The sequence below is a fragment of the Polynucleobacter sp. MWH-P3-07-1 genome (genome assembly GCF_018687555.1).
Classification (GTDB): Bacteria; Pseudomonadota; Gammaproteobacteria; order Burkholderiales; family Burkholderiaceae; genus Polynucleobacter.
In genome coordinates, this window is sequence record NZ_CP061296.1 from 822,043 (window position 1) to 844,425 (window position 22,383).

28 protein-coding genes are annotated in these 22,383 nt (G+C 45.9%); 17 read left to right on the top strand and 11 right to left on the bottom strand.

Features of this window, described 5'->3' with window-relative positions; genetic code table 11:
* The first annotated feature begins 57 nt into the window (after positions 1–57).
* Entirely contained in the window at positions 58–1,269 is a 1,212-nt protein-coding gene (locus ICU98_RS04275; protein ID WP_215352951.1) for an O-succinylhomoserine sulfhydrylase, read from the top strand.
* A 5-nt stretch (positions 1,270–1,274) separates the two neighbouring features.
* Here the strand turns inward: ICU98_RS04275 and ICU98_RS04280 are convergent, their stop codons facing one another.
* The gene (locus ICU98_RS04280) at positions 1,275–2,384 is read right to left on the bottom strand and encodes an ABC transporter ATP-binding protein (RefSeq protein WP_215352952.1); all 1,110 of its coding nucleotides are present in this window, start codon (positions 2,382–2,384) and stop codon (positions 1,275–1,277) included.
* Entirely contained in the window at positions 2,384–3,040 is a 657-nt protein-coding gene (gene modB / locus ICU98_RS04285) for a molybdate ABC transporter permease subunit (RefSeq protein WP_251365394.1), read from the bottom strand. The genes ICU98_RS04280 and modB overlap by 1 nt, the downstream gene beginning before the upstream one ends.
* A 117-nt stretch (positions 3,041–3,157) precedes the next feature.
* Here modB and soxY point away from each other — a divergent pair, with 117 nt between their 5' ends.
* The 13 genes from soxY (at position 3,158) to ICU98_RS04350 (ending at position 13,595) form a co-directional block, all read left to right on the top strand.
* A complete protein-coding gene (gene soxY, locus ICU98_RS04290; RefSeq protein WP_215353095.1) occupies positions 3,158–3,610 on the top strand; it encodes a thiosulfate oxidation carrier protein SoxY in 453 nt (150 codons plus the stop codon).
* Between the two features lie 52 nt (positions 3,611–3,662).
* Positions 3,663–3,971, top strand: a complete 309-nt coding sequence (gene soxZ / locus ICU98_RS04295; RefSeq protein ID WP_215352954.1) for a thiosulfate oxidation carrier complex protein SoxZ — start codon at positions 3,663–3,665, stop codon at positions 3,969–3,971.
* Between the two features lie 59 nt (positions 3,972–4,030).
* Entirely contained in the window at positions 4,031–4,795 is a 765-nt protein-coding gene (gene soxA, locus ICU98_RS04300; protein WP_215353096.1) for a sulfur oxidation c-type cytochrome SoxA, read from the top strand.
* Between the two features lie 4 nt (positions 4,796–4,799).
* On the top strand, positions 4,800–5,414 hold the full coding sequence (gene soxX, locus ICU98_RS04305; protein ID WP_215352955.1) for a sulfur oxidation c-type cytochrome SoxX: 615 nt from the start codon (positions 4,800–4,802) through the stop codon (positions 5,412–5,414).
* Positions 5,415–5,417: 3 nt separating this feature from the next.
* On the top strand, positions 5,418–7,148 hold the full coding sequence (gene soxB / locus ICU98_RS04310) for a thiosulfohydrolase SoxB (RefSeq protein WP_215352956.1): 1,731 nt from the start codon (positions 5,418–5,420) through the stop codon (positions 7,146–7,148).
* 75 nt (positions 7,149–7,223) lie between these two features.
* A complete protein-coding gene (locus ICU98_RS04315) occupies positions 7,224–8,345 on the top strand; it encodes a YeeE/YedE family protein (RefSeq protein WP_215352957.1) in 1,122 nt (373 codons plus the stop codon).
* 15 nt (positions 8,346–8,360) lie between these two features.
* Positions 8,361–8,792 (top strand): YeeE/YedE family protein, encoded by a 432-nt coding sequence (locus ICU98_RS04320; RefSeq protein ID WP_215352962.1) that lies wholly within the window; start codon positions 8,361–8,363, stop codon positions 8,790–8,792.
* 7 nt (positions 8,793–8,799) lie between these two features.
* The gene (locus ICU98_RS04325) at positions 8,800–9,237 is read left to right on the top strand and encodes a YeeE/YedE family protein (protein ID WP_215352964.1); all 438 of its coding nucleotides are present in this window, start codon (positions 8,800–8,802) and stop codon (positions 9,235–9,237) included.
* A gap of 45 nt (positions 9,238–9,282) precedes the next feature.
* The gene (locus ICU98_RS04330; protein WP_215352966.1) at positions 9,283–9,627 is read left to right on the top strand and encodes a TIGR01244 family sulfur transferase; all 345 of its coding nucleotides are present in this window, start codon (positions 9,283–9,285) and stop codon (positions 9,625–9,627) included.
* Positions 9,628–9,638: 11 nt separating this feature from the next.
* On the top strand, positions 9,639–10,058 hold the full coding sequence (locus ICU98_RS04335) for a thioesterase family protein (RefSeq protein ID WP_215352968.1): 420 nt from the start codon (positions 9,639–9,641) through the stop codon (positions 10,056–10,058).
* Between the two features lie 8 nt (positions 10,059–10,066).
* Positions 10,067–11,143 carry a tRNA 2-selenouridine(34) synthase MnmH gene (gene mnmH, locus ICU98_RS04340; RefSeq protein ID WP_215352970.1) on the top strand — a complete coding sequence of 359 codons (1,077 nt, stop codon included), beginning with the start codon at positions 10,067–10,069 and terminating at the stop codon, positions 11,141–11,143.
* A gap of 20 nt (positions 11,144–11,163) precedes the next feature.
* Entirely contained in the window at positions 11,164–11,874 is a 711-nt protein-coding gene (locus ICU98_RS04345; protein ID WP_215352973.1) for a queuosine precursor transporter, read from the top strand.
* 113 nt (positions 11,875–11,987) lie between these two features.
* Positions 11,988–13,595, top strand: coding sequence for an ABC-F family ATPase (locus tag ICU98_RS04350; protein ID WP_215352974.1), 1,608 nt, complete (start codon positions 11,988–11,990; stop codon positions 13,593–13,595).
* 1 nt (position 13,596) lies between these two features.
* Here the strand turns inward: ICU98_RS04350 and ICU98_RS04355 are convergent, their stop codons facing one another.
* The 7 genes from ICU98_RS04355 to ICU98_RS04385 are packed head-to-tail and all read right to left on the bottom strand — an operon-like array spanning position 13,597 to position 18,195.
* On the bottom strand, positions 13,597–13,839 hold the full coding sequence (locus ICU98_RS04355; RefSeq protein ID WP_251365411.1) for a DUF1289 domain-containing protein: 243 nt from the start codon (positions 13,837–13,839) through the stop codon (positions 13,597–13,599).
* A 14-nt stretch (positions 13,840–13,853) separates the two neighbouring features.
* Positions 13,854–15,038 (bottom strand): GNAT family N-acetyltransferase, encoded by a 1,185-nt coding sequence (locus ICU98_RS04360; protein ID WP_251365395.1) that lies wholly within the window; start codon positions 15,036–15,038, stop codon positions 13,854–13,856.
* Positions 15,039–15,043: 5 nt separating this feature from the next.
* Positions 15,044–15,430, bottom strand: a complete 387-nt coding sequence (gloA, locus tag ICU98_RS04365) for a lactoylglutathione lyase (protein ID WP_215352978.1) — start codon at positions 15,428–15,430, stop codon at positions 15,044–15,046.
* A 16-nt stretch (positions 15,431–15,446) separates the two neighbouring features.
* Positions 15,447–15,731, bottom strand: a complete 285-nt coding sequence (locus ICU98_RS04370) for a BolA family transcriptional regulator (protein ID WP_215352980.1) — start codon at positions 15,729–15,731, stop codon at positions 15,447–15,449.
* On the bottom strand, positions 15,728–16,276 hold the full coding sequence (locus ICU98_RS04375) for a septation protein A (RefSeq protein ID WP_215352982.1): 549 nt from the start codon (positions 16,274–16,276) through the stop codon (positions 15,728–15,730). Before ICU98_RS04375 ends, ICU98_RS04370 begins: the two co-directional genes overlap by 4 nt.
* An 18-nt stretch (positions 16,277–16,294) precedes the next feature.
* Positions 16,295–16,720: a peptide-methionine (R)-S-oxide reductase MsrB gene (gene msrB / locus ICU98_RS04380; RefSeq protein ID WP_215335613.1), complete on the bottom strand. Its 426-nt coding sequence runs from the start codon at positions 16,718–16,720 to the stop codon at positions 16,295–16,297.
* Positions 16,721–16,728: 8 nt separating this feature from the next.
* Entirely contained in the window at positions 16,729–18,195 is a 1,467-nt protein-coding gene (locus tag ICU98_RS04385; protein WP_215352984.1) for a YdiU family protein, read from the bottom strand.
* Positions 18,196–18,274: 79 nt separating this feature from the next.
* Here ICU98_RS04385 and ICU98_RS04390 point away from each other — a divergent pair, with 79 nt between their 5' ends.
* Positions 18,275–18,757: a PaaI family thioesterase gene (locus tag ICU98_RS04390; RefSeq protein ID WP_215335615.1), complete on the top strand. Its 483-nt coding sequence runs from the start codon at positions 18,275–18,277 to the stop codon at positions 18,755–18,757.
* A 7-nt stretch (positions 18,758–18,764) separates the two neighbouring features.
* Here the strand turns inward: ICU98_RS04390 and ICU98_RS04395 are convergent, their stop codons facing one another.
* Together ICU98_RS04395 and ICU98_RS04400 are read right to left on the bottom strand one after the other, a co-directional pair.
* Positions 18,765–19,622: an NRDE family protein gene (locus tag ICU98_RS04395; RefSeq protein WP_215352985.1), complete on the bottom strand. Its 858-nt coding sequence runs from the start codon at positions 19,620–19,622 to the stop codon at positions 18,765–18,767.
* A gap of 18 nt (positions 19,623–19,640) precedes the next feature.
* Entirely contained in the window at positions 19,641–20,645 is a 1,005-nt protein-coding gene (locus ICU98_RS04400) for a folate-binding protein YgfZ (protein ID WP_215352986.1), read from the bottom strand.
* Positions 20,646–20,662: 17 nt separating this feature from the next.
* Between ICU98_RS04400 and mltG the strand changes: the two genes are divergently transcribed.
* Together mltG and tmk are read left to right on the top strand one after the other, a co-directional pair.
* A complete protein-coding gene (gene mltG, locus ICU98_RS04405) occupies positions 20,663–21,733 on the top strand; it encodes an endolytic transglycosylase MltG (RefSeq protein ID WP_215352992.1) in 1,071 nt (356 codons plus the stop codon).
* A gap of 5 nt (positions 21,734–21,738) precedes the next feature.
* Positions 21,739–22,380 carry a dTMP kinase gene (gene tmk, locus ICU98_RS04410; protein ID WP_215352993.1) on the top strand — a complete coding sequence of 214 codons (642 nt, stop codon included), beginning with the start codon at positions 21,739–21,741 and terminating at the stop codon, positions 22,378–22,380.
* Positions 22,381–22,383: the final 3 nt, after the last annotated feature.

Below are 22,383 nucleotides of genomic sequence, written 5' to 3' on the forward strand. Positions count from 1 at the left end.
ACGACAAGAAATGCCTCAAATCGAGGCATTTCTTGTATTTGGTGTCAAAATAGCAGTATGAAAAGTAAACCAAAACGACCCTCAGTTGACCTATCTAAGCTAGCTCTAGAGACTATTGCCGTCCGTGCGGGTACACGTCGCACCGAAGAATTTCATGAGCACTCTGAAGCACTGTTCTTAACCTCCAGTTTTTGCTTTGATAGTGCAGAGCTTGCTGAAGCAGGTTTTGCAAATGCCGATAAAGGATTTATCTACTCGCGCTTCACCAATCCGACCGTGAGTATGTTTCAAGATCGTTTGGCAGCATTAGAGGGTGGAGAAGCTTGTATTGCAACCTCCTCTGGTATGGCCGCTATATTGACCACCGCAATGGCCCATCTTCAAGCAGGCGATCATGTGATTTGCTCTCGCTCGGTATTTGGTGCAACCATTCAGCTATTTAGCAATATCCTTGGTCGTTTTGGCATCACCACAACGTATGTTGATTTAGTAGATACCAAAGCGTGGCAGGCTGCTGTGCAAAGCAACACCAAACTTTTTTATCTTGAAACACCATCCAATCCATTAACTGAGATTGCTGATATTAAAGCGATCGCGGCAATTGCGAAGAAGGCTAAGGCCTTATTTGTGGTGGATAACTGTTTTTGCACACCAGCTTTACAAAAGCCTTTAGCCCTTGGTGCAGATGTCGTGATTCATTCAGCTACGAAGTATCTGGATGGACAAGGTAGGGTCGTCGGTGGTGCGATTGTTGGTAAAAAAGATTTTATTAACGGCAAGGTCTTTCCTTATGTCAGAACCGCGGGCCCGACACTCTCCGCCTTTAATGCATGGGTTTTCCTTAAAGGGCTAGAGACTCTTGAGTTGCGGATGAAGCAACAGAGTCAAAATGCTTTGGCTCTTGCGCAGTGGCTAGAGAAACAGCCTGGGGTTGAGCGCGTTTATCACCCTGGCCTCAAATCCCATCCTCAACATGCATTGGCGAAGCGTCAGCAGAAAGAGGGTGGCGCTATTCTTTCTTTTGTTTTAAAGGGCGGTAAGCGTTCTGCATTTCGGCTGATTAATCAGACCAAACTTTGCTCAATCACCGCAAATTTGGGCGATACCAGAACAACCATCACCCACCCAGCAACCACGACGCATTGCCGAGTTTCTGCTGAGGCAAGAAAAGAGGCTGGAATTGTGGATGGTCTCGTTCGCATTGCCGTCGGCCTTGAAAACGTCAATGACCTGATTAACGATCTGAAGGGTGGCTTTAAAGCGCGCTAGCTTGACTAGGGGCTTTCTTGAAGACGCCTTGGATCGTTGATGGGTCTTAAAGGCATGATGTGAATTTGCTTGGTGTCAAACTCAATGTGGGCTTCACTGCCAAGCTGTATTGATAAGCGCTTGACCTCTGCAGAGGAAGCTTCCCAATTCACAAAAACATCGCTGTCTTTAATCTGAAATTGAATTGATGCAATCTGACCAATGCTGCTGAGCTGATGAACAGTAGTAACTAGCCTGTTAGGCTTTGCTTGTTCGTGAACGCTGATGCCACTTTGGGGAATCACCCACGCAACTTTCTGACCAGCTGGAATTTTTCCTTTATCAAGCACCTGTAAGACTCGGTTGCATCCATCCCAGCTTAATGATCCAGCACTAAAGATACCGGTGTAAATATTATTAATGCCGACTAGTTGCGCTACACGGCTATTGCGTGGTTTTTTAAATAGTACTCTTGGACTAGCGGTTTGTAGACTAATGCCTTGATCAATCACAGTGATACGATCCGCTAATAAGCTAGCCTCTTTCAAATCATGCGTGACAAGCAGGATGGGAATACTCAGCTCTTTTCGAATGCTTGCCAAAGTTTTATACAACTCTTGACGGGTGGGAATATCAATCGCTGAGAAGGGCTCATCGAGAAGCAACACCTGAGGCTCACGTGCCAATGCTCTTGCTAAGGCAACCCGCTGTTGTTGGCCACCCGACAACTCATGTGGCATCCGTTGCGCTAGATCATAGATGCCTAACTTTTCTAGCCATTGCTGAGCAATGACGCGCCTTTCTTTGGTATTTGGGTATGCATTTTGTAGTGCAATGGCAATATTTTCTAAGGCACTGAGATGGGGAAATAAGGCATATTGTTGGAACAGAAATCCACACGAACGTTTGGCTGTTGGGATATTGATTTCTATTTGGGCATGAGCAGCGCTAAACCAATTCATATCAGCACATTGAATGTGGCCTTCATCGGCTTGCATCAATCCAGCTATCACTCTTAGGGTGCTAGTTTTACCGCTGCCAGAGGGACCTACTAATGCGTGGAGCTCACCAGGCAGACATTCCAATTGGATCTGCAGCGGCATTGGATAGGTTTGCTTAATCTGAACCTTCAGCATTAGGGCCTGCCTAACTGATTTTGTCTATAACGCGGATTAAATAAGCCATAAGATAGTGCAATAGCAATGAGTGAGATGGCCAAGAGGAGTAGGGATAGCATTCCAGCGCCAGCAGTATCAAAACTTTGAACCCTATCGTAGATCGCTATCGAAGCAGTTTTTGTTTCTCCAGGAATGGCTCCACCGACCATTAAGACCACGCCGAATTCTCCAAGGGTGTGGGCAAAGGTGAGAGCAGAGGCGCTCAAAATACCGCGCCAGATGAGTGGCAGCTCTATTAAACGAAAAGCTTGCCAGGGTGAAAGGCCGCAGACTTTAGCGGCTTCCCGAATCTGGGGATCGATGGATTCAAAGGCACGTTGAATCGGCTGGATGGCAAAAGGGATATTCACAATCAGGGATGCGATCAGGATTCCGGTGAATGAAAAAACCAGCGAAATACCTAAAACAGTTGTGCCTCCGAAGCCAACTAAAAAGTAGTAACCCAATACCGTTGGGGGCAAAACCAAGGGGAGGGCGAGGCCGGCCTCAAGCCACACTTTGAATGATCCAGCATTTACAAGGCGATATGCACACCAGACCCCAAGGGGGATCATGAGCGCTATCGTCCATAAAGCCAGCTTTAGGGATAAAAAGATTGAGTCAAAATCGATCACCACCTGATTGTATTGCGGTATTTGAGGAATCTCCTCGGTCAAATTAAGCTAATATTAGGTAATAAAATCAATTATTTGGATAACATCCAGTTACTTAGGAAATCAATTGCAATGGGTATTAATCAGCAACGTAGAGCATTAATTAAGTATTCCGCTGTCTTTGGCTTGATGTCTGCAGCGGGTTTGATATCGCTTGCACAGGCTGCGGAATGGAATAAGGCCGCTTTTGAAGGGAAAAGTCTAGATGATGTATTCAAGGCTTTAGGTACTTCAAGTCCTGATAAATCAACAACGGTAGTCTTAAATGCTCCCGATATTGCTGAAAACGGCGCTGTTGTCCCCGTCAGCATCACCAGTACTTTAAAAGCGGAGCAAATGGCTATTTTGGTGGAGAAAAATCCTGCGGTATTGGCTGCGCAATTCTTTATTCCAGCGGGCACCGAATCTTTTGTGACTACGCGCATCAAGATGGGTCAAACCTCAAATGTGTATGCCTTGGTTAAGGCTGATGGCAAATGGGCCATGGCTGTTAAGGAAATCAAAGTCACTTTGGGTGGCTGTGGTGGCTGATCACTTTCAGTGAAGCCACGCTCAAGACCAATCAATTTAAGGAGAACACAGAATGTCTGATCCAATGCGCATCCGAGCCGCCGAAAAAGATGGCATCGTTGACGTGAAGATTTTAATGAAGCACGATATGGAATCAGGGCAGCGTAAAGATGCTAGCGGAAAAATGATTCCTGCCTGGTTTATCAATATGCTCAATGTAAAAGCACAAGGTAAAGATGTATTCAATGCAGAGTTTGGACCTGGCGTCTCAAAAGACCCTTTCCTAAACTTCAAATACAAGGGATCCAAGGGCGATAGGTTGGTAGTCAGCTGGATCGATACCAAGGGTGATAAACGTACTGATGAAGCCACTGTTTCGTAATAGTGATTCTTATGTCTAAGCATGCAGTAACACTGCTCAAATGGATTTCAGTTCCAGTAATGATGGCCTGGAGTGTGCAGGTCTTTTCGCAATCTACTGCCGACGATATCGCCAAATACCGCGAGATGATTGCTGATGGCAATCCATCGGAGTTGTATGAGATGGCTGGTGAAGAGTTGTGGAAAAAACCTTCGGGCCCTAAAAATGCCTCTCTTGAAAAATGCAATTTAGGTTTGGGGCCTGGAGTAGTCGATGGTGCTGCAGCCCAACTCCCCAAGTATTTTAAAGACACCAATCGGGTACAAGATCTCGAGTCTCGCCTGATGACTTGTATGCAAACACTCCAGGGAATTCCTTCACAAAGCATTATTGATGCAAAGTTTGGCGAAGGACCCAAGAAGGATATGGACGCTATTGTGGCCTATGTGGTGACCCATTCTAAGGGGCAAAAAGTCCATGTGAGCACATCTCATCCGCAAGAAAAAGTAATGTACGAGTTAGGCAAGCGGGCTTTTTATTATGAGGCTGGTCCATTTGATTTCTCATGCGCCTCATGCCATGGAAGTGATGGTAAACGGATTCGTTTACAAGACTTGCCGAATCTCACTACCCATGATGGAGCAATAGCAGGGTGGGGTTCATGGCCAGCTTATCGAGTTTCTAGTGGTCAATTTTGGACTATGCAACAGCGTTTAAATGATTGCTTTAGACAGCAGCGTTTCCCCTTCCCGATTTACGGCTCTGAAGTGACTATTGCCTTATCGATGTTCATGGCCAAGAATGCCAACGGCGGCATTATTCAAACCCCAGGCTTGAAGAGATAGCACGATGAAATTATTCCTATCGATTTTGATCGCTGCGCTATTGGGCTCTACAGCTGCCTTAGCCCAGCATTCCTCGGATTTGCAATTTAATCGCATGATGAAAGAGAGTTTTAGGTCTCAGGGTATGGCAGGAGTTGATCGAATCATCCAAGATGCTACGCAGCGTTTTTGCTCAGACCCTAAATTGGTCTCTACTGCTGCCGGGATGAAGAAAGCTGAGGAGATTCAAAAGCTCAATATGGCGTCCATAGCCCCGCCTTCAGATGGCCAATATTTAGGCGACTGGAAGAATGGTGAGGCGATCGCCCAAAGTGGGCGTGGTGATACCTGGTCTGATACTGCATCTACTCCAAATGGAGGAGGTTGTTATAACTGCCATCAGATTAATCAAAAAGAGATTGCGCATGGCAATATCGGCCCCAGCCTCTGGAATTACGGCAAGAACCGAGGCTATTCCCAAGAGGTGCTGGTCTATACCTGGAATCGCATCAGCAACTCAAAAGCCTATAACGCTTGTAGCAATATGCCACGTTTTGCCCATTTCAAAATTTTGGATCAAAAGCAAATTCAGGATCTGATGGCTTTGTTACTAGACCCAGCATCACCAGTAAATCAGTAATTCATGTCGGTTAATCGAAGAGAGTTTTTGCAAACGCTAGCAATTGCATCTGCTGGTGGTTTAGGACTGCATTCCTCTCTTACCGCTGCACAAAAGTCTGCACAGCAATTCTATGAACTGCCTAAGTTCGGCAATGTCCATCTACTGCACTTTACAGATTGTCATGCGCAGTTGCTGCCCATGTATTTCCGTGAGCCCAATGTTAATCTCGGCGTCGGATCCCAAAAAAATACTATGCCGCATTTGGTTGGCGACTTCTTTCTTAACGCCAATCACATGCCTGCCAGCACCCGTGATGCGCATGCTTTTACTTACCTTCACTTTAATGATGCAGCCCATACCTACGGTCAGATGGGTGGCTTTGCTCATCTATCTACCCTCGTTAAACAATTAAAGGCATCAAGACCTGGCGCTTTGCTTCTGGACGGTGGAGATACTTGGCAGGGTTCTGCAACAGCCCTTTGGTCTAATGGCCAGGATATGGCTAGTGCCGCATTGGCTCTGGGGGTTGATGTGATGACTGCCCATTGGGAGATGACCCTAGGCGAGGCTCGGGTAATGGAAATCATCAATACAGACTTCAAAGGGAAAATCGAATTGATTGCTCAGAACGTGACAACGACTGACTTTGCTGATCCTGTCTTCCCATCTTATTCACTGAGAAGTATGAACGGTGTTCAGGTCGCTATCATTGGTCAAGCCTTTCCTTACACCCCAATTGCTAACCCAGCGTATTTCACCCCAAATTGGACCTTTGGCATTCAAGAAGAACGACTTCAAAAGACAATCGATGAAGTGGTGAAAAAGGGTGCCAAAGTCGTTGTCTTGCTGTCACATAATGGCATGGATGTGGATTTAAAACTAGCGTCACGCGTGCGAGGGCTACACGCTATTTTGGGAGGCCATACTCATGATGGTGTGCCTATTCCAGTTAAGGTCAGCAATGCTGGTGGTGTCACCTTGGTGACCAATGCCGGTTCTAATGGAAAATTTTTAGGTGTGCTCGATTTTAATGTCAAGGGCGGAAGGCCCGTTGACTTTAGATATAAGCTGCTACCGATTTTTTCGAATCTGATCCCGGCAGATTCGTCCATGTCAGACCTCATCCATCAGATGCGAAGCCCATATGAACATCGCCTCCAAGAACCATTGGCAAGAACAGATACGCTCTTATACCGACGCGGAAACTTTAACGGCAGTTTTGATCAAGTGATATTGGATAGTTTATTGGCTCAGAAGGATGCGGAGATTGCCTTCTCACCAGGATTTCGGTGGGGAACAACATTACTGCCTGGCCAAACAATCACAATGGAAGAGCTGCTCGATCAAACAGCCATTACCTATCCATACACTACAGTTAACTTGATGACAGGGTCAACAATTAAAACCATCCTCGAGGATGTGGCGGATAACTTATTTAATCCCGATCCGTATTATCAACAGGGCGGTGACATGGTTAGGGTAGGTGGTCTTCAATACACCATTGATCCCAATGCCTCAATGGGCAATCGGATATCAGAGATGTATCTCAATGGACATCGACTCGATGCGGACAAAAAATATAAAGTAGCTGGCTGGGCTCCAGTAAGCGCAGACTCCAGAGAGGTGGGTGGGGAGCCAATATGGGATTTGGTTGCACGTCATCTGAAAGACATCAAGACAGTCAAAGCAGCAAAATTAAACACGCCGACCATCCTGGGAATCCAAGGAAACCGGGGAATTGCTGATATTTAAGCCTATTGCTAAGTAGCCTTAAAATAGGGGCTTTAGTCCAGCCTTGGATCCTTTAGCAATTGAATATCTGATTCCATGAACACACCAGACATTATGTCGCAGAGCCATCTTATTTTATGGCTTACCTTCGCTATCACTTTTGCCCTTGGGGCGGTAATGCAACAGACCTCGTTTTGCACGATGGGGGCTATTGCGGATGTATTTTTGATGGACAGCTGGGATCGATTGAGACAATGGTCTCTCGCGATTGGCGTTGCGATCATCGGCTTTACTGTGATGGCTACTTTGGGAGTAATCGACCCACTTAAAAGTATTTATACCTCTAGCAAATTACTTGTTGTCTCTACTCTGGTTGGGAGCACGCTATTTGGTCTGGGCATGATGCTAGCCTCAGGCTGCGGCAGTAAAACTCTGGTCAGAATTGGTGGGGGCAATCTTAAATCCTTGATTGTATTTTTAACTTTAGGCCTCAGTGCTTACATGTCACTGAAAGGGTTCTTGGGTGTGATTCGAGTCAATACGCTGGATACGATATTCATATCCCTTGCCACCCCACAAGATTTGCCAAGCATAGTCAGCAATCTCACTGGCATTGCTCGTGATGAACTGCATTTAATTCTTGGACTGCTGATTGGTGGCGCTTTTATTTTGTTTGCACTCATTCGTAAATCGTTTTGGACAATCGAAAATGTACTTGCTGGAATATTCGTCGGCCTAGCGATCTGTGCTGTTTGGTGGGTATCTGGACATCTAGGGTATTTGGCTGAAGATCCGAATACCCTCGAGGAAGTATTCCTGGGCACTAATTCCGGAAAAATGGAAAGCCTGTCTTTTGTTGCACCCTATGCATACACGCTGGATTGGTTCATGTTTTATAGTGATATATCCAAAGTGCTCACCATTGGGATTGTTGCTGCATTTGGAATGGTATTAGGATCTGCAAGCTTAGCAATCGCAACCAAGTCCTTCCGCTGGGAATCCTTTCGGAATCCTGAGGATACCGCCAATCACCTGATTGGGGGAGTGCTAATGGGATTTGGAGGGGTAACTGCCTTGGGTTGTACTATTGGTCAGGGGCTCAGCGGAGTTTCCACTCTAGCGCTTGGCTCATTCATTGCTTTACCTGGTTTTGTCTTTGGCGCCTTTTTAGGGCTAAGATATCTTCAATATAGGATGTCGCCAAACCCGTGCGATTAACTTTGAAAGTGAATAATGCATATTGATTGGCTAGCCTTCACTCCGGGACCCTCATTACTAGGGGGAGTTTTATTAGGGATTGCTACCTCAGCATATGTTCTGCTTCATGGTCGCATCTTAGGTATTAGTGGAATCATTGGTGGCTTATTGCGCCCAGTCAAACAAATGTGGATTTGGAGAATCGTGCTTCTCCTTGGCATATTGTCCTCCCCGCTTTTGGCAATCTTTTTATTGGATATGTATCCGGTTCAAATCATTGATGCCGGCTGGCCTGCAGTCATCCTCGCAGGTTTGCTAGTTGGCTTTGGTGCTCAGTATGGATCAGGCTGTACTAGTGGCCATGGAATCTGTGGGCTATCCCGTCTATCACCTCGCTCTTTAGTTGCGATTATTTCATTCATGTTCTCAGGATTCGTCATCGTGTACGTGCTGCGTCATCTTTTGTGAGGCTGTGATGAAAAAACATTTCAGCTTATTAAGTCAATATCTCATTGGCGTTCTCTTTGGCTTTGGCCTGATGATTTCAGGAATGAGCAATCCTCAGAAAATACTCAATTTTTTGGATATCACCGGCGACTGGGATCCATCCTTGCTATTCGTGATGCTGGGCGCTGTCTTAGTTGGTCTTTGTGGCTTTTATGTAGTCTCTAAAAGATCGCAGTCTTTTTTTGGTGGAACTCTTCACTTACCGGCGAAAAAAGAAATTACTCGACCATTAGTCATTGGCAGTCTTATCTTCGGCGCAGGCTGGGGCTTGGCTGGTTTCTGCCCCGGGCCAGCTATCGTCGCTCTCGGTGTTGGGCATCTAAAGGCCTTGGTCTTCATTCTTGCGATGTTGGCTGGGATGGAAATCTGTGAGAGATTCTTTATGAGTAAAGCCGTACAAGACTGATTTAAAATCGATCTTTATTAACTAATTGAGTATATTGAGGTTTTTATGAGTCTCGCAATTGCTTGTCACAATGATGCCTTTGGCACAGCGCCTCAAATTGACCCTACGCAACTTGAAGAAATAGTTGCTCAAGGTTATAAAAGTGTTATCAATAATCGTCCTGATTTTGAAGGCGGCCCAAGCCAACCCTTAAATGAAGTGATCGAAGCCAAGGCGAAGAGTCTGGGTTTGCATTACGCCTATCTTCCCGTAGTCAGTGGTTCAATTACCCCTGAACAGGTTATTGAGATGGCGCGCTTGCTAAAGACGCTGCCTGGTCCAGTTTTGGCCTTCTGCCGCTCTGGTGCGCGCTCTACCAATTTGTACCAGCTAGCCCAACAAGTTCGCTAAGGCTGCTTCGAATGCGGATCGACATCCCTGAAAATAAAAAACTGGTGCATGAAACGGTGATGCCGATTCGTTGGGGCGATATGGACGCCTATCGTCATGTCAACAATACGGTTTACTTTCGTTATATGGAGCAAGCCCGGATTGAATGGATTGCGGCACTAGGATATCCAATGGATACCACCGTGGAGGGCATGCTGATGGTCAATGGTTTCTGTAATTTCATTCAGCAACTGACCTATCCCGGTGATTTATTAGTGAAGACTTATGTTGGCAACATTGGCAAATCCAGTGTGGATGTTTTTAACACCATGGCCCTAAGCTCTGAACCTGAGGTTTTGTGTGCTGCTGGTGGGGCAACTATGGTGTGGGTCGATTTACGGGCCAATAAGTCTATGCCTTGGCCTAAGCATGTTTTAGATAAGCTCTCTTAGGAAAGCGCTTGCAGCCCAAGAATTCACACATTCTGGAAATTGCTCAATTCACAAAAGAGCGCAATCAATTCGACGCCATCATTGATGTCCGCTCACCTGCTGAATTTGCCTTAGACCATATTCCAGGGGCAATCAATTGCCCCGTCTTGAATAATGAAGAGCGCGCTGAGATTGGCACGCTATACAAACAGGTTTCTCCATTTGCCGCCAAGAAATTAGGTGCTGCAATTGTTTCACGTAATATCGCGCTGCACCTAGAGCAATCTTTCCTCGACTTTCCTCGTGAATGGCGTCCTCTCATCTATTGTTGGCGTGGCGGTGAGCGCAGTGGAGCATTGACCCATGTGCTCAATCGGATTGGCTGGAAGGCGATGCAATTAGAAGGGGGTTATCAAGGATTTCGTAGGGTAGTGATTGATGACCTTGAGCATGCTGCGAAACAATTTGATTTTCAGGTGATCTGTGGCATGACTGGCTCTGGTAAGACGCGGATCTTGCAAGAGCTCAAACTGCAAGGTGCACCAGTATTAGACTTAGAAGGCTTGGCCATTCATCGTGGTTCGGTGCTTGGCAATGAACCTGAGATTGAGCAACCATCTCAGAAAGGCTTTGAGACTAGGCTATGGAATGCACTACAAAATCTTGATTCAAGCCATCCCATCTTTATTGAATCTGAGAGCAAGAAGGTGGGGGGTGTCCACATTCCGGACGCTCTGATGGAAAAAATTCGGCATGGGCATTGCATTGAGCTCAGATCAAGTCTCCCCACCCGAGTCTCTTGGCTGCTACATGAATACCCCCATTTTGTACAAAATCCAAATCAATTCAAAGAAAAGTTATCTCTATTAACTTCACGTTACGGCAAAGTACAAATCGCCGAGTGGTGTGAACAGATTGATGCAGGGCGTTTCGAAGAATTGGTGACGGACTTATTGGTTAAGCATTACGATCCCTCTTACCAGTCCTCAATCGCTAGAAATTTTCCAAAATACCGTGCCGATTGCTTTGTAGAGCTTGACAATGAGAGTGATGCTGCATTTACATCTGCAGCAAGTCAAATATTGAAGCAATTTACTCCGGGATAAACCAAGATATGGATCAGATCATGGCAGAAAAGAAACGCCACCACCGCTACTATGATTTGATCTTGGCTGCCTTTGTAGTAGTTTTGCTTTGCTCAAACTTTATTGGAGCGGGTAAAGCAGCCGTCATTCATTTGCCATATTTTGGCGAATTTATTTATGGGGCCGGGATTCTGTTTTTCCCCATTTCCTATTTCTTTGGCGATATTCTCACTGAGGTTTATGGCTATGCTTATGATCGCAGGGTAGTTTGGGCAGGCTTTGCGGCGCTAGCATTTGCTGCCATCATGGCGCAGATTGTCATTGCATTGCCACCTGGACCAGGCGCTTACATGGAAAACTACCAACATGGAATGGAGGCTGTATTTGGTAATTCTTGGCGAGTTGCTTTGGCTTCGATGATGGCTTTTTGGTCAGGAAGTTTTGTAAACAGTTATGTTCTAGCCAAATTGAAGATTAAGACACAAGGGCGTTACCTGTGGATGAGGGCCATTTGCTCTACAGCCGTCGGCGAATTAGTTGATTCATCCTTGTTCTATATGCTGGCTTTTTATGGCTTGTGGCCAACAAGTGAAGTGATTCAGGTGGCTTTTGCGCAATATTTCTTGAAAACTTCTTGGGAGGTATTGGCCACCCCATTGACCTATTTGGTGGTCAATTTCCTCAAGAGGAAAGAAAACGAGGATTATTACGATATCAATACCAACTTCACCCCATTTAGGGTAAAAGTCTAATTTCCATTCAAAATTGCTAGACCCGTTAAAATAGCGGTCTTGTCTGCCCTTAGGGCTAGCAAAGTTAAAAATCCACATTTTGTAAATCGTATCTCTTAAGGTTAGAAACATTCGTGCTTACTGCATCTAATATCACCATGCAATTTGGGGCAAAACCCCTGTTTGAAAACATCTCTGTCAAGTTTGGTGGAGGCAATCGCTATGGTTTGATCGGTGCCAATGGTTGCGGTAAATCTACCTTTATGAAGATCCTGGGTGGCGAGCTTGAGCCTACTAGCGGAAACGTTAGCCTAGACCCAGGCGTTCGTTTAGGCAAATTACGGCAGGACCAATTTGCCTATGAAGATGTCCGGGTTTTAGATGTTGTCATGATGGGGCATGAAGAAATGTGGAAAGCGGCCGCTGAGCGCGACGCAATTTATGCCAACCCTGATGCTAGCGATGAAGATTACATGCGTGCTGCTGAGTTGGAAGGCAAGTATGCAGAGTATGGTGGCTACACTGCAGAAGCCAAGGCAGGGGAGCTCTTATTAGGCATCGGCATTCCGATCGAGCAACATACCGGTCCAATGAGTAATGTGGCGCCTGGTTGGAAGCTGCGCGTTTTGCTGGCTCAAGCTCTGTTCTCAGACCCGGACGTTCTGTTGCTAGACGAGCCAACCAATAACTTAGATATTCATTCGATTCATTGGCTTGAAGATATTCTGAATAATATTAAGAGCACTATTGTCATTATTTCCCACGATCGCCACTTCTTAAATGAAGTCTGTACGCATATGGCGGACATGGATTTCGGCACTCTGAAGGTCTATCCTGGTAACTATGATTCTTATATGCTTGCTTCTGTGCAAGCACGCACACAGCAGCTGAGCTCTAACGTTAAAGCTAAAGAAAAGATTGCTGAATTACAGGCTTTCGTGGCTCGATTTTCTGCCAATGCCTCAAAGGCACGTCAAGCTACTTCACGTCAACGTCAGTTAGAAAAAATCGAGATTGTGGAAGTCAAGCCATCTTCGCGCCAGAACCCATTTATTCGTTTCGATACTGAAAAGAAATTGCACAATATGGCCGTAGAGTGCAATGGGCTGACAAAGGCATACGATCGTGTGATTTTCAAAAACCTCAAGCTAGGTATTCGTGCTGGTGAAAAGATTGCGATTATTGGGCAAAATGGCGCGGGCAAAACAACCCTCCTCAAAACCATTCTCAGCAAACGATTTGAAGGTATTCCTGCAGATAGCGGTGACGTTAAATGGGCTGAAAACGCCAACGTCGGTGTGATGCCTCAAGACAATACTGAGATGTTTGCCAAAGATGAACTGCTCATGGATTGGATGAACAACTGGCGTAACACTGGTGATGATGACCAGTCTATCCGTGGAACTTTGGGTCGCTTACTTTTCTCAGGCGATGATATTGGTAAGTCTGTCAAAGTGCTATCAGGTGGTGAGAAGGGCAGAATGATTTGGGGCAAACTCATGCTGCAAAAATATAACGTCCTTGCCATGGATGAGCCAACCAATCACATGGATATGGAGTCTATTGAAAGTTTGCAAATCGCTCTTGAGAAATTTGATGGCACTCTGATTTTCGTCTCTCATGACCGAGAATTTGTTTCTGCTTTGGCCAATCGCATTCTTGAAGTGAAGATGGATGGCACTGTGAACGACTACTCGGGTACATACGAAGAATATCTGCGCAGCCAAGCGCTAGCGGGTTAATCTAGCTCTTATTTTCTTTAGCTTGGCGCTGAAAGCGCATCGCGGTTCCCTCTGCGCGAATTCTGTTCCAGACCTGTGCTTTTTCATCAGGGTCAAAAAATACCCAATTGCTGACTTCGGCTAGGGTGCGTCCACAGCCTTGGCAAATCTCATCATAGAGAGTGGTGCAGACTCCAATACAAGGAGAATCCGATTCTGCATCGCCTGTTGATAAGGAATTGGCGCTATCGCCCGCATTTTGAATGTAATTATCGTTGCTCACGACAGTACTGTATTCGATTTCAGAGGACTGTGCTCGGAGAGCTCATCTACGTACGCTGCCATTCCGGCACTTTCTCTTGTTAAATAGTGTTTTACAGCTTGTGAAAACTGAGGGTTTGCAAGCCAGTGAGCAGATTTTAAGGTTTTGGGTAAAAAGCCTCTAGCCATCTTGTGCTCGCCCTGAGCTCCTCCTTCAAAGGTCTGAATTCCCTCGGAGATACAGTAGTCAAGGGACTGGTAATAGGCAGTCTCAAAGTGTAGGCAGGGAATGTATTTGAGTGCACCCCAATAGCGTCCATAGACTTTACTTGCCGCTTTATCTACGACCAATAATGAGCTTGCAATCCGTTTGCCTCCTTGGCTAGCGATGATGAGATGCAAATAACTTGGCATGTCTTTAGATAGCTTTAGCAAGAATTCAAGGTTTAAATAGGGACTCGAATGATGCTCTAAATAGGTTTGTGCATAGCACTCATAGAAGAATTCCCAATCTGCTGCAGTAGAGTGTTCGCCAGAAATGTGCTCAAACTCGACTAACTCTTTACCTACTTGAGCTCGTTCATGACGAATATTCTTGCGCCGTTTTTTATTCAAGGCCGCCAGGTATTCCTCAAAGTCTTTATAGGCCTGATTTTTCCAATGAAACTGAACAGAATCTCGCAACATAAAGTCTTCCGCTACCAGCAATTGAACATCATCGTCGCTGGGAAAAAGAATATGAATTGAGGATAGATCATTATCCAGTGCAATCCCTTTTAAACCAGCAACCAATAATTTTTGGATGGCTTTTTGGTCTTTGCCTACCTTAGCCAAGACTCTGGCTCCCTGAACAGGGGTAAAGGGGATCGCACTCAGCAGTTTGGGGTAATAGGATTTACCGAGTTGATGATAAGCCTCAGCCCAAGCCCAATCGAACACAAACTCACCATAAGAGTGTTGTTTTAAATAAAGCGGTATCGCCCCTACAAGCATTCCATGAGGGTCTTTGGCAATGAGGTGCGTAATTTGCCAGCCTGTATCCGACCCAACACATTCCGCTTCTTCCAAGTTCCTCAGAAAGGCATGCTTTAGAAAAGGGCCGGCATGATGAAGCAGCAGGGCATCCCACTGCTCGGGACTCACTTTAGAGAGACTATTGAGAAGTTCGAGACGATAAGGCGTCTCAGTTAATTCCGTTTGCACTTCACTTATTCTTGAATTAACTCAATTTTGTATCCATCAGGATCTGTCACAAAGGCAATGATGGTATCGCCACCCTGAACGGGGCCGGCTTCACGAGTAACCTTACCACCAGCGGCTTTAATCTTTGCGCAGGCTGCATAGGCATCTGGTACCTGAATCGCAATATGTCCATAAGCAGTTCCCATTTGGTAGGAATCAACCCCATAGTTATAGGTGAGCTCAATCTCCGCTTGTCCATCTGCATTGCCTTTGCCAAAGCCAACAAAAGACAATGCGTATTTTTGCTCTGGTCGTTCAGTGGTGCGAATCAGATTCATACCTAAGACCTTAGTGTAAAAATCTACTGAGCGCTGCATATCACCGACTCGAAGCATTGTGTGGAGGATCATCATGTGTTGGCTCACTCTATTAGGATGGAATTTCATCTGGCGCAAATGCATGAATACTCAGCGCATGAATTTCTGAGGGAATGTGATCTTTCAGTGCAGCATAGACCGCACGATGTCTTGCGACTGCATTGAGTTGATTAAATTCAGGGGCCACAATATGAATTCTGAAATGACCACCACCACTGGCTGCCCCAGCATGTCCTGCATGTAGGTGGCTCTCATCTTTTATCTCAAGGTGGGATAGTTTGAAGGCTTTCTGCAAATCATTCGTGAAGCGCTCGATTCTCTGTTGATTCAGCTTCATTCGCTAACGTGCTCCATGTGTTTTGATAGCCATACGCCTTGCAAGATGATGAAGACAATCAGGAGGCCGGTGCTGCCAAAGAGCTTAAAGTTAACCCAGGTATCTTCAGAATATTCAAAGGCAACATATAAGTTAAGAGCACCCATCAAAAAGAAGAAGAGCGCCCAAGCGTAATTTAATTTTTGCCATGCAGACTTTTGACTATGGGCTTTCAGGGTGATTTGCTTACCCATCAAAACTTGGATCCAATTTTTTTGAAAAAATTGCGCACTGATTAATAGAGTGCCTGAAAATAACCAGTAGAGCGCAGTAGGCTTGAGTTGGATAAAGGTTTTGTCATGCAGGAAAATGGTGAGACTACCGAATACCACAATGAGTACTAAGCTAACCCACTGCATGGCATCAATTTTGCGATGACGGTAGTAGACCCAGAGAATTTGACCAATGGTCGCTACCATCGCTACGATCGTTGCCGTATAGATGTTTGCCAGCTTAAAGGCAATAAAAAAGAGGATGATGGGAAAGAGGTCGAATAAGAATTTCATAAGCAGATTATGCCGTTATTAAGGCGCTGCTTTGTGATCTGTCTCTTGCGCTAGATCACTCGGCTCGAAACGGAGTGAAGCAGAATTTATGCAGTATCTTAGGCCAGTAGGGGCAGGGCCATCCTCAAACACATGCCCGAGGTGCGCATTACAGTTTGAGCAACGCACCTCTGTTCGAATCATGCCATGGCTTGTGTCTTTAAGTTCTTGGATGGCCGATGCGTTCTCTGGAGCGCTATAACTTGGCCAGCCACAGCCTGCATCAAATTTGGTGCTAGACATAAATAGAGGGGTATGGCAGCAAACGCATTGATATTGACCTTGATCCCAATGGTCCCAATACTTTCCAGTAAATGGCCTCTCAGTTGCCGCCTCTCGAGTGACTTTATATTCAATCTCGCTTAAAGCAGATTTATATTCGGCATCCGTTTTTTTCATATTCATTCCTGTGATTAAGAGGAGCAACTGACTTCAACAGCACGATGCTCTGCAGTAGGGGGGTTTGCATAGATTTCAGTATGTTCCTGCTCATCATAAGGGCGTTCCAAAATAGCCAACAATTTACTAATCTCTGAAAAGTCCTGCTGTTGAGCCTTTTCAATGGCGTGTTGAGCTAAATGATTGCGCAAAATGAATTTCGGGTTGCAAGTATTCATGAGAATTTTTCTCTCTGCATCTACGCTATTCTCAGATTGAAGTCTCAAACCATACTCTCTAAACCAATCGTCGATTACTGCGAGATGATTAAAAAGATCGCGAGCCTCTTGCGGTGGCTTGAGATGAATAGAATCGTATTCAGCCAGTTTTCTGAAAAAGAAGGTGAAGTCAACCTTCGCATCATGCATGATTTGTAATAATCTTTCGATGAGACTGATATCGTCTTCTTTTGCAGTCTTGAGTCCCAGCTTGGCCCTGAACAGGCGCTGCCAACTGTCAGCGTAGCTTTGCGGGTACTCTTCTAGAGCGGAGCGTAATAATGCTTGTGCTGTTTCGCTTGGGTGATTTATCTCTAGAAGGGGGCACATCGCACTGGCTAAACACGCCATATTCCAATGCATGATTTGGGGTTGGCGATGATACGCATAGCGCCCACTGGTATCGCTATGGTTACAAATATGATCGATTTGAAATTGATCCATAAAACCAAACGGTCCGTAATCAATCGTCAGACCCAAGGCGCTGATATTGTCTGTATTCAATACGCCATGGCAGAAGCCGACAGCTTGCCATTGCGCTACGAGATCGGCGCTTCTTGCGGAGATAGCCTTAAATAGCTCAAGATAGGGATCTTCATTAACTCGGCATGCTGGATAAAAATGATCGATTAAATAATCGGCTAATTCCTGCAATCGTTCTACTTTTTGTAGTGCAGCGTAATGCTCGAAATGTCCTATACGTATAAAGCTAGGGGCAAGCCGAGAGCACACCGCAGCAGTTTCGATGGTTTCTCTTCGGACTGCTTGGTTAGAACCCACCACAGCAAGTGCACGACTGCTTGGAATGCCCAAGCCATGCATTGCTTCGCTACAGAGAAATTCTCTGATTGAGGAGCGCAGTACTGCTCGTCCATCCCCCATTCGGGAATAGCGTGTTTTGCCGGCGCCTTTGAGCTGCAGCTCCTGGCCATTGATTTCACCAAGCAAAATGGCTCTCCCATCACCCAACTGCCCAGCCCAAATGCCAAATTGGTGACCACTATAGGCAGTAGCAATAGGATGGTGGAATGCTTTGTACTCTAAATCTAGTCGGTTTCCAGCAAGCACTTCAAGCCATTTTGGATCGGCTGGGAGTTGAGTCAGCCCCAAAGGAATCTGGATCAGCTTAGCTGCAGAAGGCGAAAAAGCAACCCAATATGGATCGGGTAAGGGGGTGGGATTGACTTGATGCAGAACATCATCGCCTTGCAGTAAAAATGCCATAGTTTTACTATTCTATGGGGTTTCTAGAAACTGGGTTGCCTCTATAAAAACGGGTAGCAATAGGCTTAAAATTAGCTCTATGACATCGCCATTACAAACTCAAACCTCCTCTCAACTAGCTAATTTAGGTGAGGAGTTAAACGTCCCTTTTTTAAAGCTATTGGGTGTTCGTTGTATCAGTGCAGAAATGGGCAAAGGCGAAATCCTACTCGCGCTCAAGCCAGAGCACAAGAATACTTGGGAGGTCGCGCACGGCGGTGTTTTATTGACACTAATGGATGTTGCAATGGCTGTCGCTGCACGCTCAGCTGATCCTGCCGATCGTAGTGTGGTTACGATTGAATTAAAGAATAACTTTATGCAAGCAGCGAACGGCATCTTACGTGTGAAAGCGGAGACTGTTCGTAATACTGCCACGATGGCTTTTTGCGAAGCCAAGCTTTATAACGATCTGGGTGAGACCTGCTGTATGGCAACAGGCACCTTTAAGTACCTAAAGCGCTTACCATCACGCAATGCTGCAGGAGAGCGCGTGATTAACGACGATCTTCGTTGGGAATAGGCTCGATTTATACCGACAAATTGGAGCCGGATGTGTTGCTTAGTGCGCCCGTGATGACATCATGACCAATCGTTCCATTGGCATCAAAGCGGCGCTCCACCATTTCAAAAGCACCGTCTTTGCGAACCCTTAAAAGCGTACTGGATCGCGTGCCATAGGAAGAGGTTTTGATAAAAGCAGGTGAGAGGGCTTTTTCCCAATCCTTACTCACGCCAGTAGAAGGCAATTCATGGTCATTGGCCTCATGAGTGTCAGCCAATAAGCGCAAATACTGATCAGCGTTTTTGAGTCCACCATGATCCATCGCCAATGTTTGAGCAAATGCCGCTATCCGGTGATTGACTTTAGGCCATGGTGTATCCAGCATGGCATTGGAGAGCCCGTAGACTCCCGGGCTTAGAGGGTTTTCAGGAAACACCTTCCGCGGACGAATTTGTTGACCCATCATGAGACGATTGCTAACCCAGTGCATCTCAGCGTTTTCAGGATTGCTGAAATCAGCCATGAGGAGATTAAAGCCGTTGTATTGGTCAAAGCGTTTCCCATGAGTCTGGATAAATTCCTGAGGGCGATCCTTGCCCGCTAAATACATCAGGGATAGTTCGCCACGGGTTCGCGTATCCGGTCTTTTTTCACTGGGGGCTCTGACATTGGTTAAGGCAGCAAAACGACCAGTTTTGGCAAAACCTAACCATGTTCCTGGGCTGCCAAGCACATCGGCTTTATCCCTGCCTGCCAAGACCTCCGGATGCTCCGGCCACCAATGCATCGCTTGGGTATCGCGCTCATAAAACTCATCACGATTTGCAGCGACCACCAAAGGGTAGTCTGGATGCGACTTCCAGGCAAAGAGGATTAGGCACATATACGCAAGCTAAAAGGATTAGATTTCGATCAAAGGGTAAGGCAACGAGTCTATTTTTAACACAGGCCCATCGATACTTCCCAAATGGATATCCCCATTTTCGAGCGCCTCTAGCTTTATCTCTATTTGCAGATCAATCCTGGAGGGTGCAAATGGGTTTTTTGCAGAAAGCACAACCATACCGGCTGGTTGGTTTGGGTCTTGAGATTGAAAAACTTCTGTGCCAGGGGCATAGGCGACAGTGTCTAGATCGTGATCTAGAAGCCGAGCTAAATGAAGACGTCTCTTGATTGCGCCCCGATATTGGCTCCTCGCTACGATTTCTTGTCCTGGATAACAACCCTTTTTGAAATCGATACCTGCAACAGATTCAAAATTGATCATTTGAGGCACAAACTGCTCTTGGGTTGCCATCACAATTCTGGGTATGCCACTTAATACCTCCAGATCATTCCAGAGTTCTAAATTTTTGCTTTGCTTATGGGTATTGAGATCGGGCTGTTTTGGTCGGGCAGAAATAATGCGCTCAAAAATATCTCCATCTACTGTAACCGAAGGTAGTTGCAGGGAAATTTCATCAGGATTACCTTGGTATGGTGTTTTAGCATCGCATATTAGGTGACTCTCTACCTCCCAGCTATCCGAAACATCTTTAACAGTCAGTCTAGATCGCAACACATACATGCTCAGTCGCTTTGCGGTACTTGCCGCAATATCTCTGGAGATCAATAGCCAATACCGCTTAATTTCCTCTCCGCCCTCTGTATTTGCCTGCAAGAGTAACCATGCGCTGGCCAATAAGCGGCCTTTGGGGCTACAGTAGCCCACCAAACGAACTTGAGCACTGCCATGAGCAACTTGACTGCCTTTGGCCGACTCTAAGCCTTGAACGGAATTGGTGAGCTGGTTTTGCAGGAATTGCTCTGAATCAGGTCCCTCGACCAGAATAAGGCCCCAATCGGATAAGGGGGTGCTCTCCCAGAGAGCTGAGTTGTCTGTTTTTGTAGTTGAAATAGGGTTCACGCTTTTATCATAGCGTGATGAGTCAAAAATTTCAGAAAATGAATTTATTAAACCTTAAAAAGCAACCAACATGGGTGTTCTGGTTGTTTGGCACATTGATTGGTTTATTAGTCCTTTTTTATGCCGCGATATTCCTCATTACTGTTGTTCCGGCAAATCCAAATTTTTCAGATGGTTCAGGCTATAAAGTCAAAATTCAACCCAAATCTGGGCTCAATTCCATTGCGATGCAAATGCAAGATCAGGGTCTTGCCGTCAATCCTGTGGCGTTTCACATCAGTGCCCGAGCACTATTTGTCGGCTCAAGGCTCAAACCGGGCACCTATCTTTTTCCTCTAGATGCCGGACTTGGAAAGATTTTGTTACAAATGGCTAGGGGCGATCGGGTGCGTGAGAGCGTTTCAATTATCCCAGGCATGACTATTTGGCAGGTGAGGGCATTAATCGATGCGCATCCTGCTTTGAATCATCAAACCCGGTCAATGAGTTCTAGAGAGTTGCTCGCTCAATTGCATTTAACTTACCCAAGTTTGGAGGGGGCATTTTTTCCCGATACCTATGTGTTCGATCCAGATGAAATGGATCTCATGATTTATCAGCGAGCAGCACAAGCAATGCAAAAACAGCTTTTATCCGCTTGGTCCGAAAAGACTGCAAGTAGCCCACTGAAGACGCCTTATGAGCTCCTCATATTGGCTTCGATTATTGAGAAAGAGACCGGCAGGGCTAGTGATCGCAATTTAATTGCTGCAGTATTTTTAAACCGCCTCAAGCTAGGAATGAAACTGCAGACGGACCCATCGGTGATTTACGGGATTGGCCCTAAATTTGATGGCAATCTGCGTAAAACCGACCTGACCCGAAACAGTCCCTACAATACCTATATGCACAAAGGTCTACCCCCTACGCCGATTTCGATGCCAAGCAAGGAGTCTTTGCTGGCAGCCGTTACACCTTCCAATAGCAAGGCACTTTTCTTCGTGGCGAAAGGGGATGGCAGTAGCCATTTCTCTGCGACGCTCTCTGAACATGAGGCAGCGGTTGATCAATATCAACGCAAAAAATCATTGCAAAACTCGCCACATTAATTGATATGACTACTGCCTCTTATCCAGGATATTTCATTAGCTTCGAAGGTATCGATGGGGCAGGGAAGAGTACGCATATTGATGCCTTTGCCAATCTTCTGAAACAACGTTTTCCTGAGCGCAAAATTGTACTGACTAGGGAGCCTGGTGGAACTGAACTAGGCGAACAATTACGCCAGTTGCTTCTGAATGCTCCAATGAATTTGGAGACTGAAGCTTTGCTGATGTTTGCGGCGCGGCGCGAGCACTTAGTTCAAATCATTGAGCCAGCTTTGTTGGCCGGAAAGATTGTGATCTCCGATCGTTTCACGGATGCTAGCTTTGCCTATCAAGGCGGAGGGCGAGGTCTAAGTATTGATAAATTAAATGCGCTTGAGCAGTGGGTACAAGGTAAACAAAATCAAACCATTTTGCAGCCCAATCTCACCATCTTGTTTGATCTACCAGGATCGATTGCTGAGGCGCGTCGCTCTAAAGTGCGCACACCTGATAAATTTGAGCAAATGGACCTTGATTTCTTTGAGCGTGTTCGTCAAGAGTATCTGCGTCGTGCTAAAGCAGATATGAATCGTTTTCACATTGTTGATGCAACTCAAACTCAGGATGTGATTTGGCAGGGCCTCGAGCTGCTCTCTTTACCAATCTAGTTC

Bases quoted from the DNA above. Each gene is read 5' to 3' on its own strand.
- soxZ (WP_215352954.1), top strand. From the start codon at position 3,663: ATGTCTGATCCAATGCGCATCCGAGCCGCCGAAAAAGATGGCATCGTT.
- ICU98_RS04335 (WP_215352968.1), top strand. From the start codon at position 9,639: ATGCGGATCGACATCCCTGAAAATAAAAAACTGGTGCATGAAACGGTG.
- soxB (WP_215352956.1), top strand. From the start codon at position 5,418: ATGTCGGTTAATCGAAGAGAGTTTTTGCAAACGCTAGCAATTGCATCT.
- ICU98_RS04325 (WP_215352964.1), top strand. From the start codon at position 8,800: ATGAAAAAACATTTCAGCTTATTAAGTCAATATCTCATTGGCGTTCTC.
- gloA (WP_215352978.1), bottom strand. From the start codon at position 15,430: ATGATGATCCTCCACACAATGCTTCGAGTCGGTGATATGCAGCGCTCA.
- msrB (WP_215335613.1), bottom strand. From the start codon at position 16,720: ATGAATATGAAAAAAACGGATGCCGAATATAAATCTGCTTTAAGCGAG.
- ICU98_RS04395 (WP_215352985.1), bottom strand. From the start codon at position 19,622: ATGTGCCTAATCCTCTTTGCCTGGAAGTCGCATCCAGACTACCCTTTG.
- ICU98_RS04280 (WP_215352952.1), bottom strand. From the start codon at position 2,384: ATGCTGAAGGTTCAGATTAAGCAAACCTATCCAATGCCGCTGCAGATC.
- ICU98_RS04320 (WP_215352962.1), top strand. From the start codon at position 8,361: ATGCATATTGATTGGCTAGCCTTCACTCCGGGACCCTCATTACTAGGG.
- soxA (WP_215353096.1), top strand. From the start codon at position 4,031: ATGATGGCCTGGAGTGTGCAGGTCTTTTCGCAATCTACTGCCGACGAT.
- ICU98_RS04275 (WP_215352951.1), top strand. From the start codon at position 58: ATGAAAAGTAAACCAAAACGACCCTCAGTTGACCTATCTAAGCTAGCT.
- ICU98_RS04345 (WP_215352973.1), top strand. From the start codon at position 11,164: ATGGCAGAAAAGAAACGCCACCACCGCTACTATGATTTGATCTTGGCT.
- ICU98_RS04385 (WP_215352984.1), bottom strand. From the start codon at position 18,195: ATGGCATTTTTACTGCAAGGCGATGATGTTCTGCATCAAGTCAATCCC.
- ICU98_RS04370 (WP_215352980.1), bottom strand. From the start codon at position 15,731: ATGAAGCTGAATCAACAGAGAATCGAGCGCTTCACGAATGATTTGCAG.
- ICU98_RS04330 (WP_215352966.1), top strand. From the start codon at position 9,283: ATGAGTCTCGCAATTGCTTGTCACAATGATGCCTTTGGCACAGCGCCT.
- ICU98_RS04315 (WP_215352957.1), top strand. From the start codon at position 7,224: ATGAACACACCAGACATTATGTCGCAGAGCCATCTTATTTTATGGCTT.
- ICU98_RS04375 (WP_215352982.1), bottom strand. From the start codon at position 16,276: ATGAAATTCTTATTCGACCTCTTTCCCATCATCCTCTTTTTTATTGCC.
- mltG (WP_215352992.1), top strand. From the start codon at position 20,663: ATGAGTCAAAAATTTCAGAAAATGAATTTATTAAACCTTAAAAAGCAA.
- ICU98_RS04390 (WP_215335615.1), top strand. From the start codon at position 18,275: ATGACATCGCCATTACAAACTCAAACCTCCTCTCAACTAGCTAATTTA.
- soxX (WP_215352955.1), top strand. From the start codon at position 4,800: ATGAAATTATTCCTATCGATTTTGATCGCTGCGCTATTGGGCTCTACA.
- tmk (WP_215352993.1), top strand. From the start codon at position 21,739: ATGACTACTGCCTCTTATCCAGGATATTTCATTAGCTTCGAAGGTATC.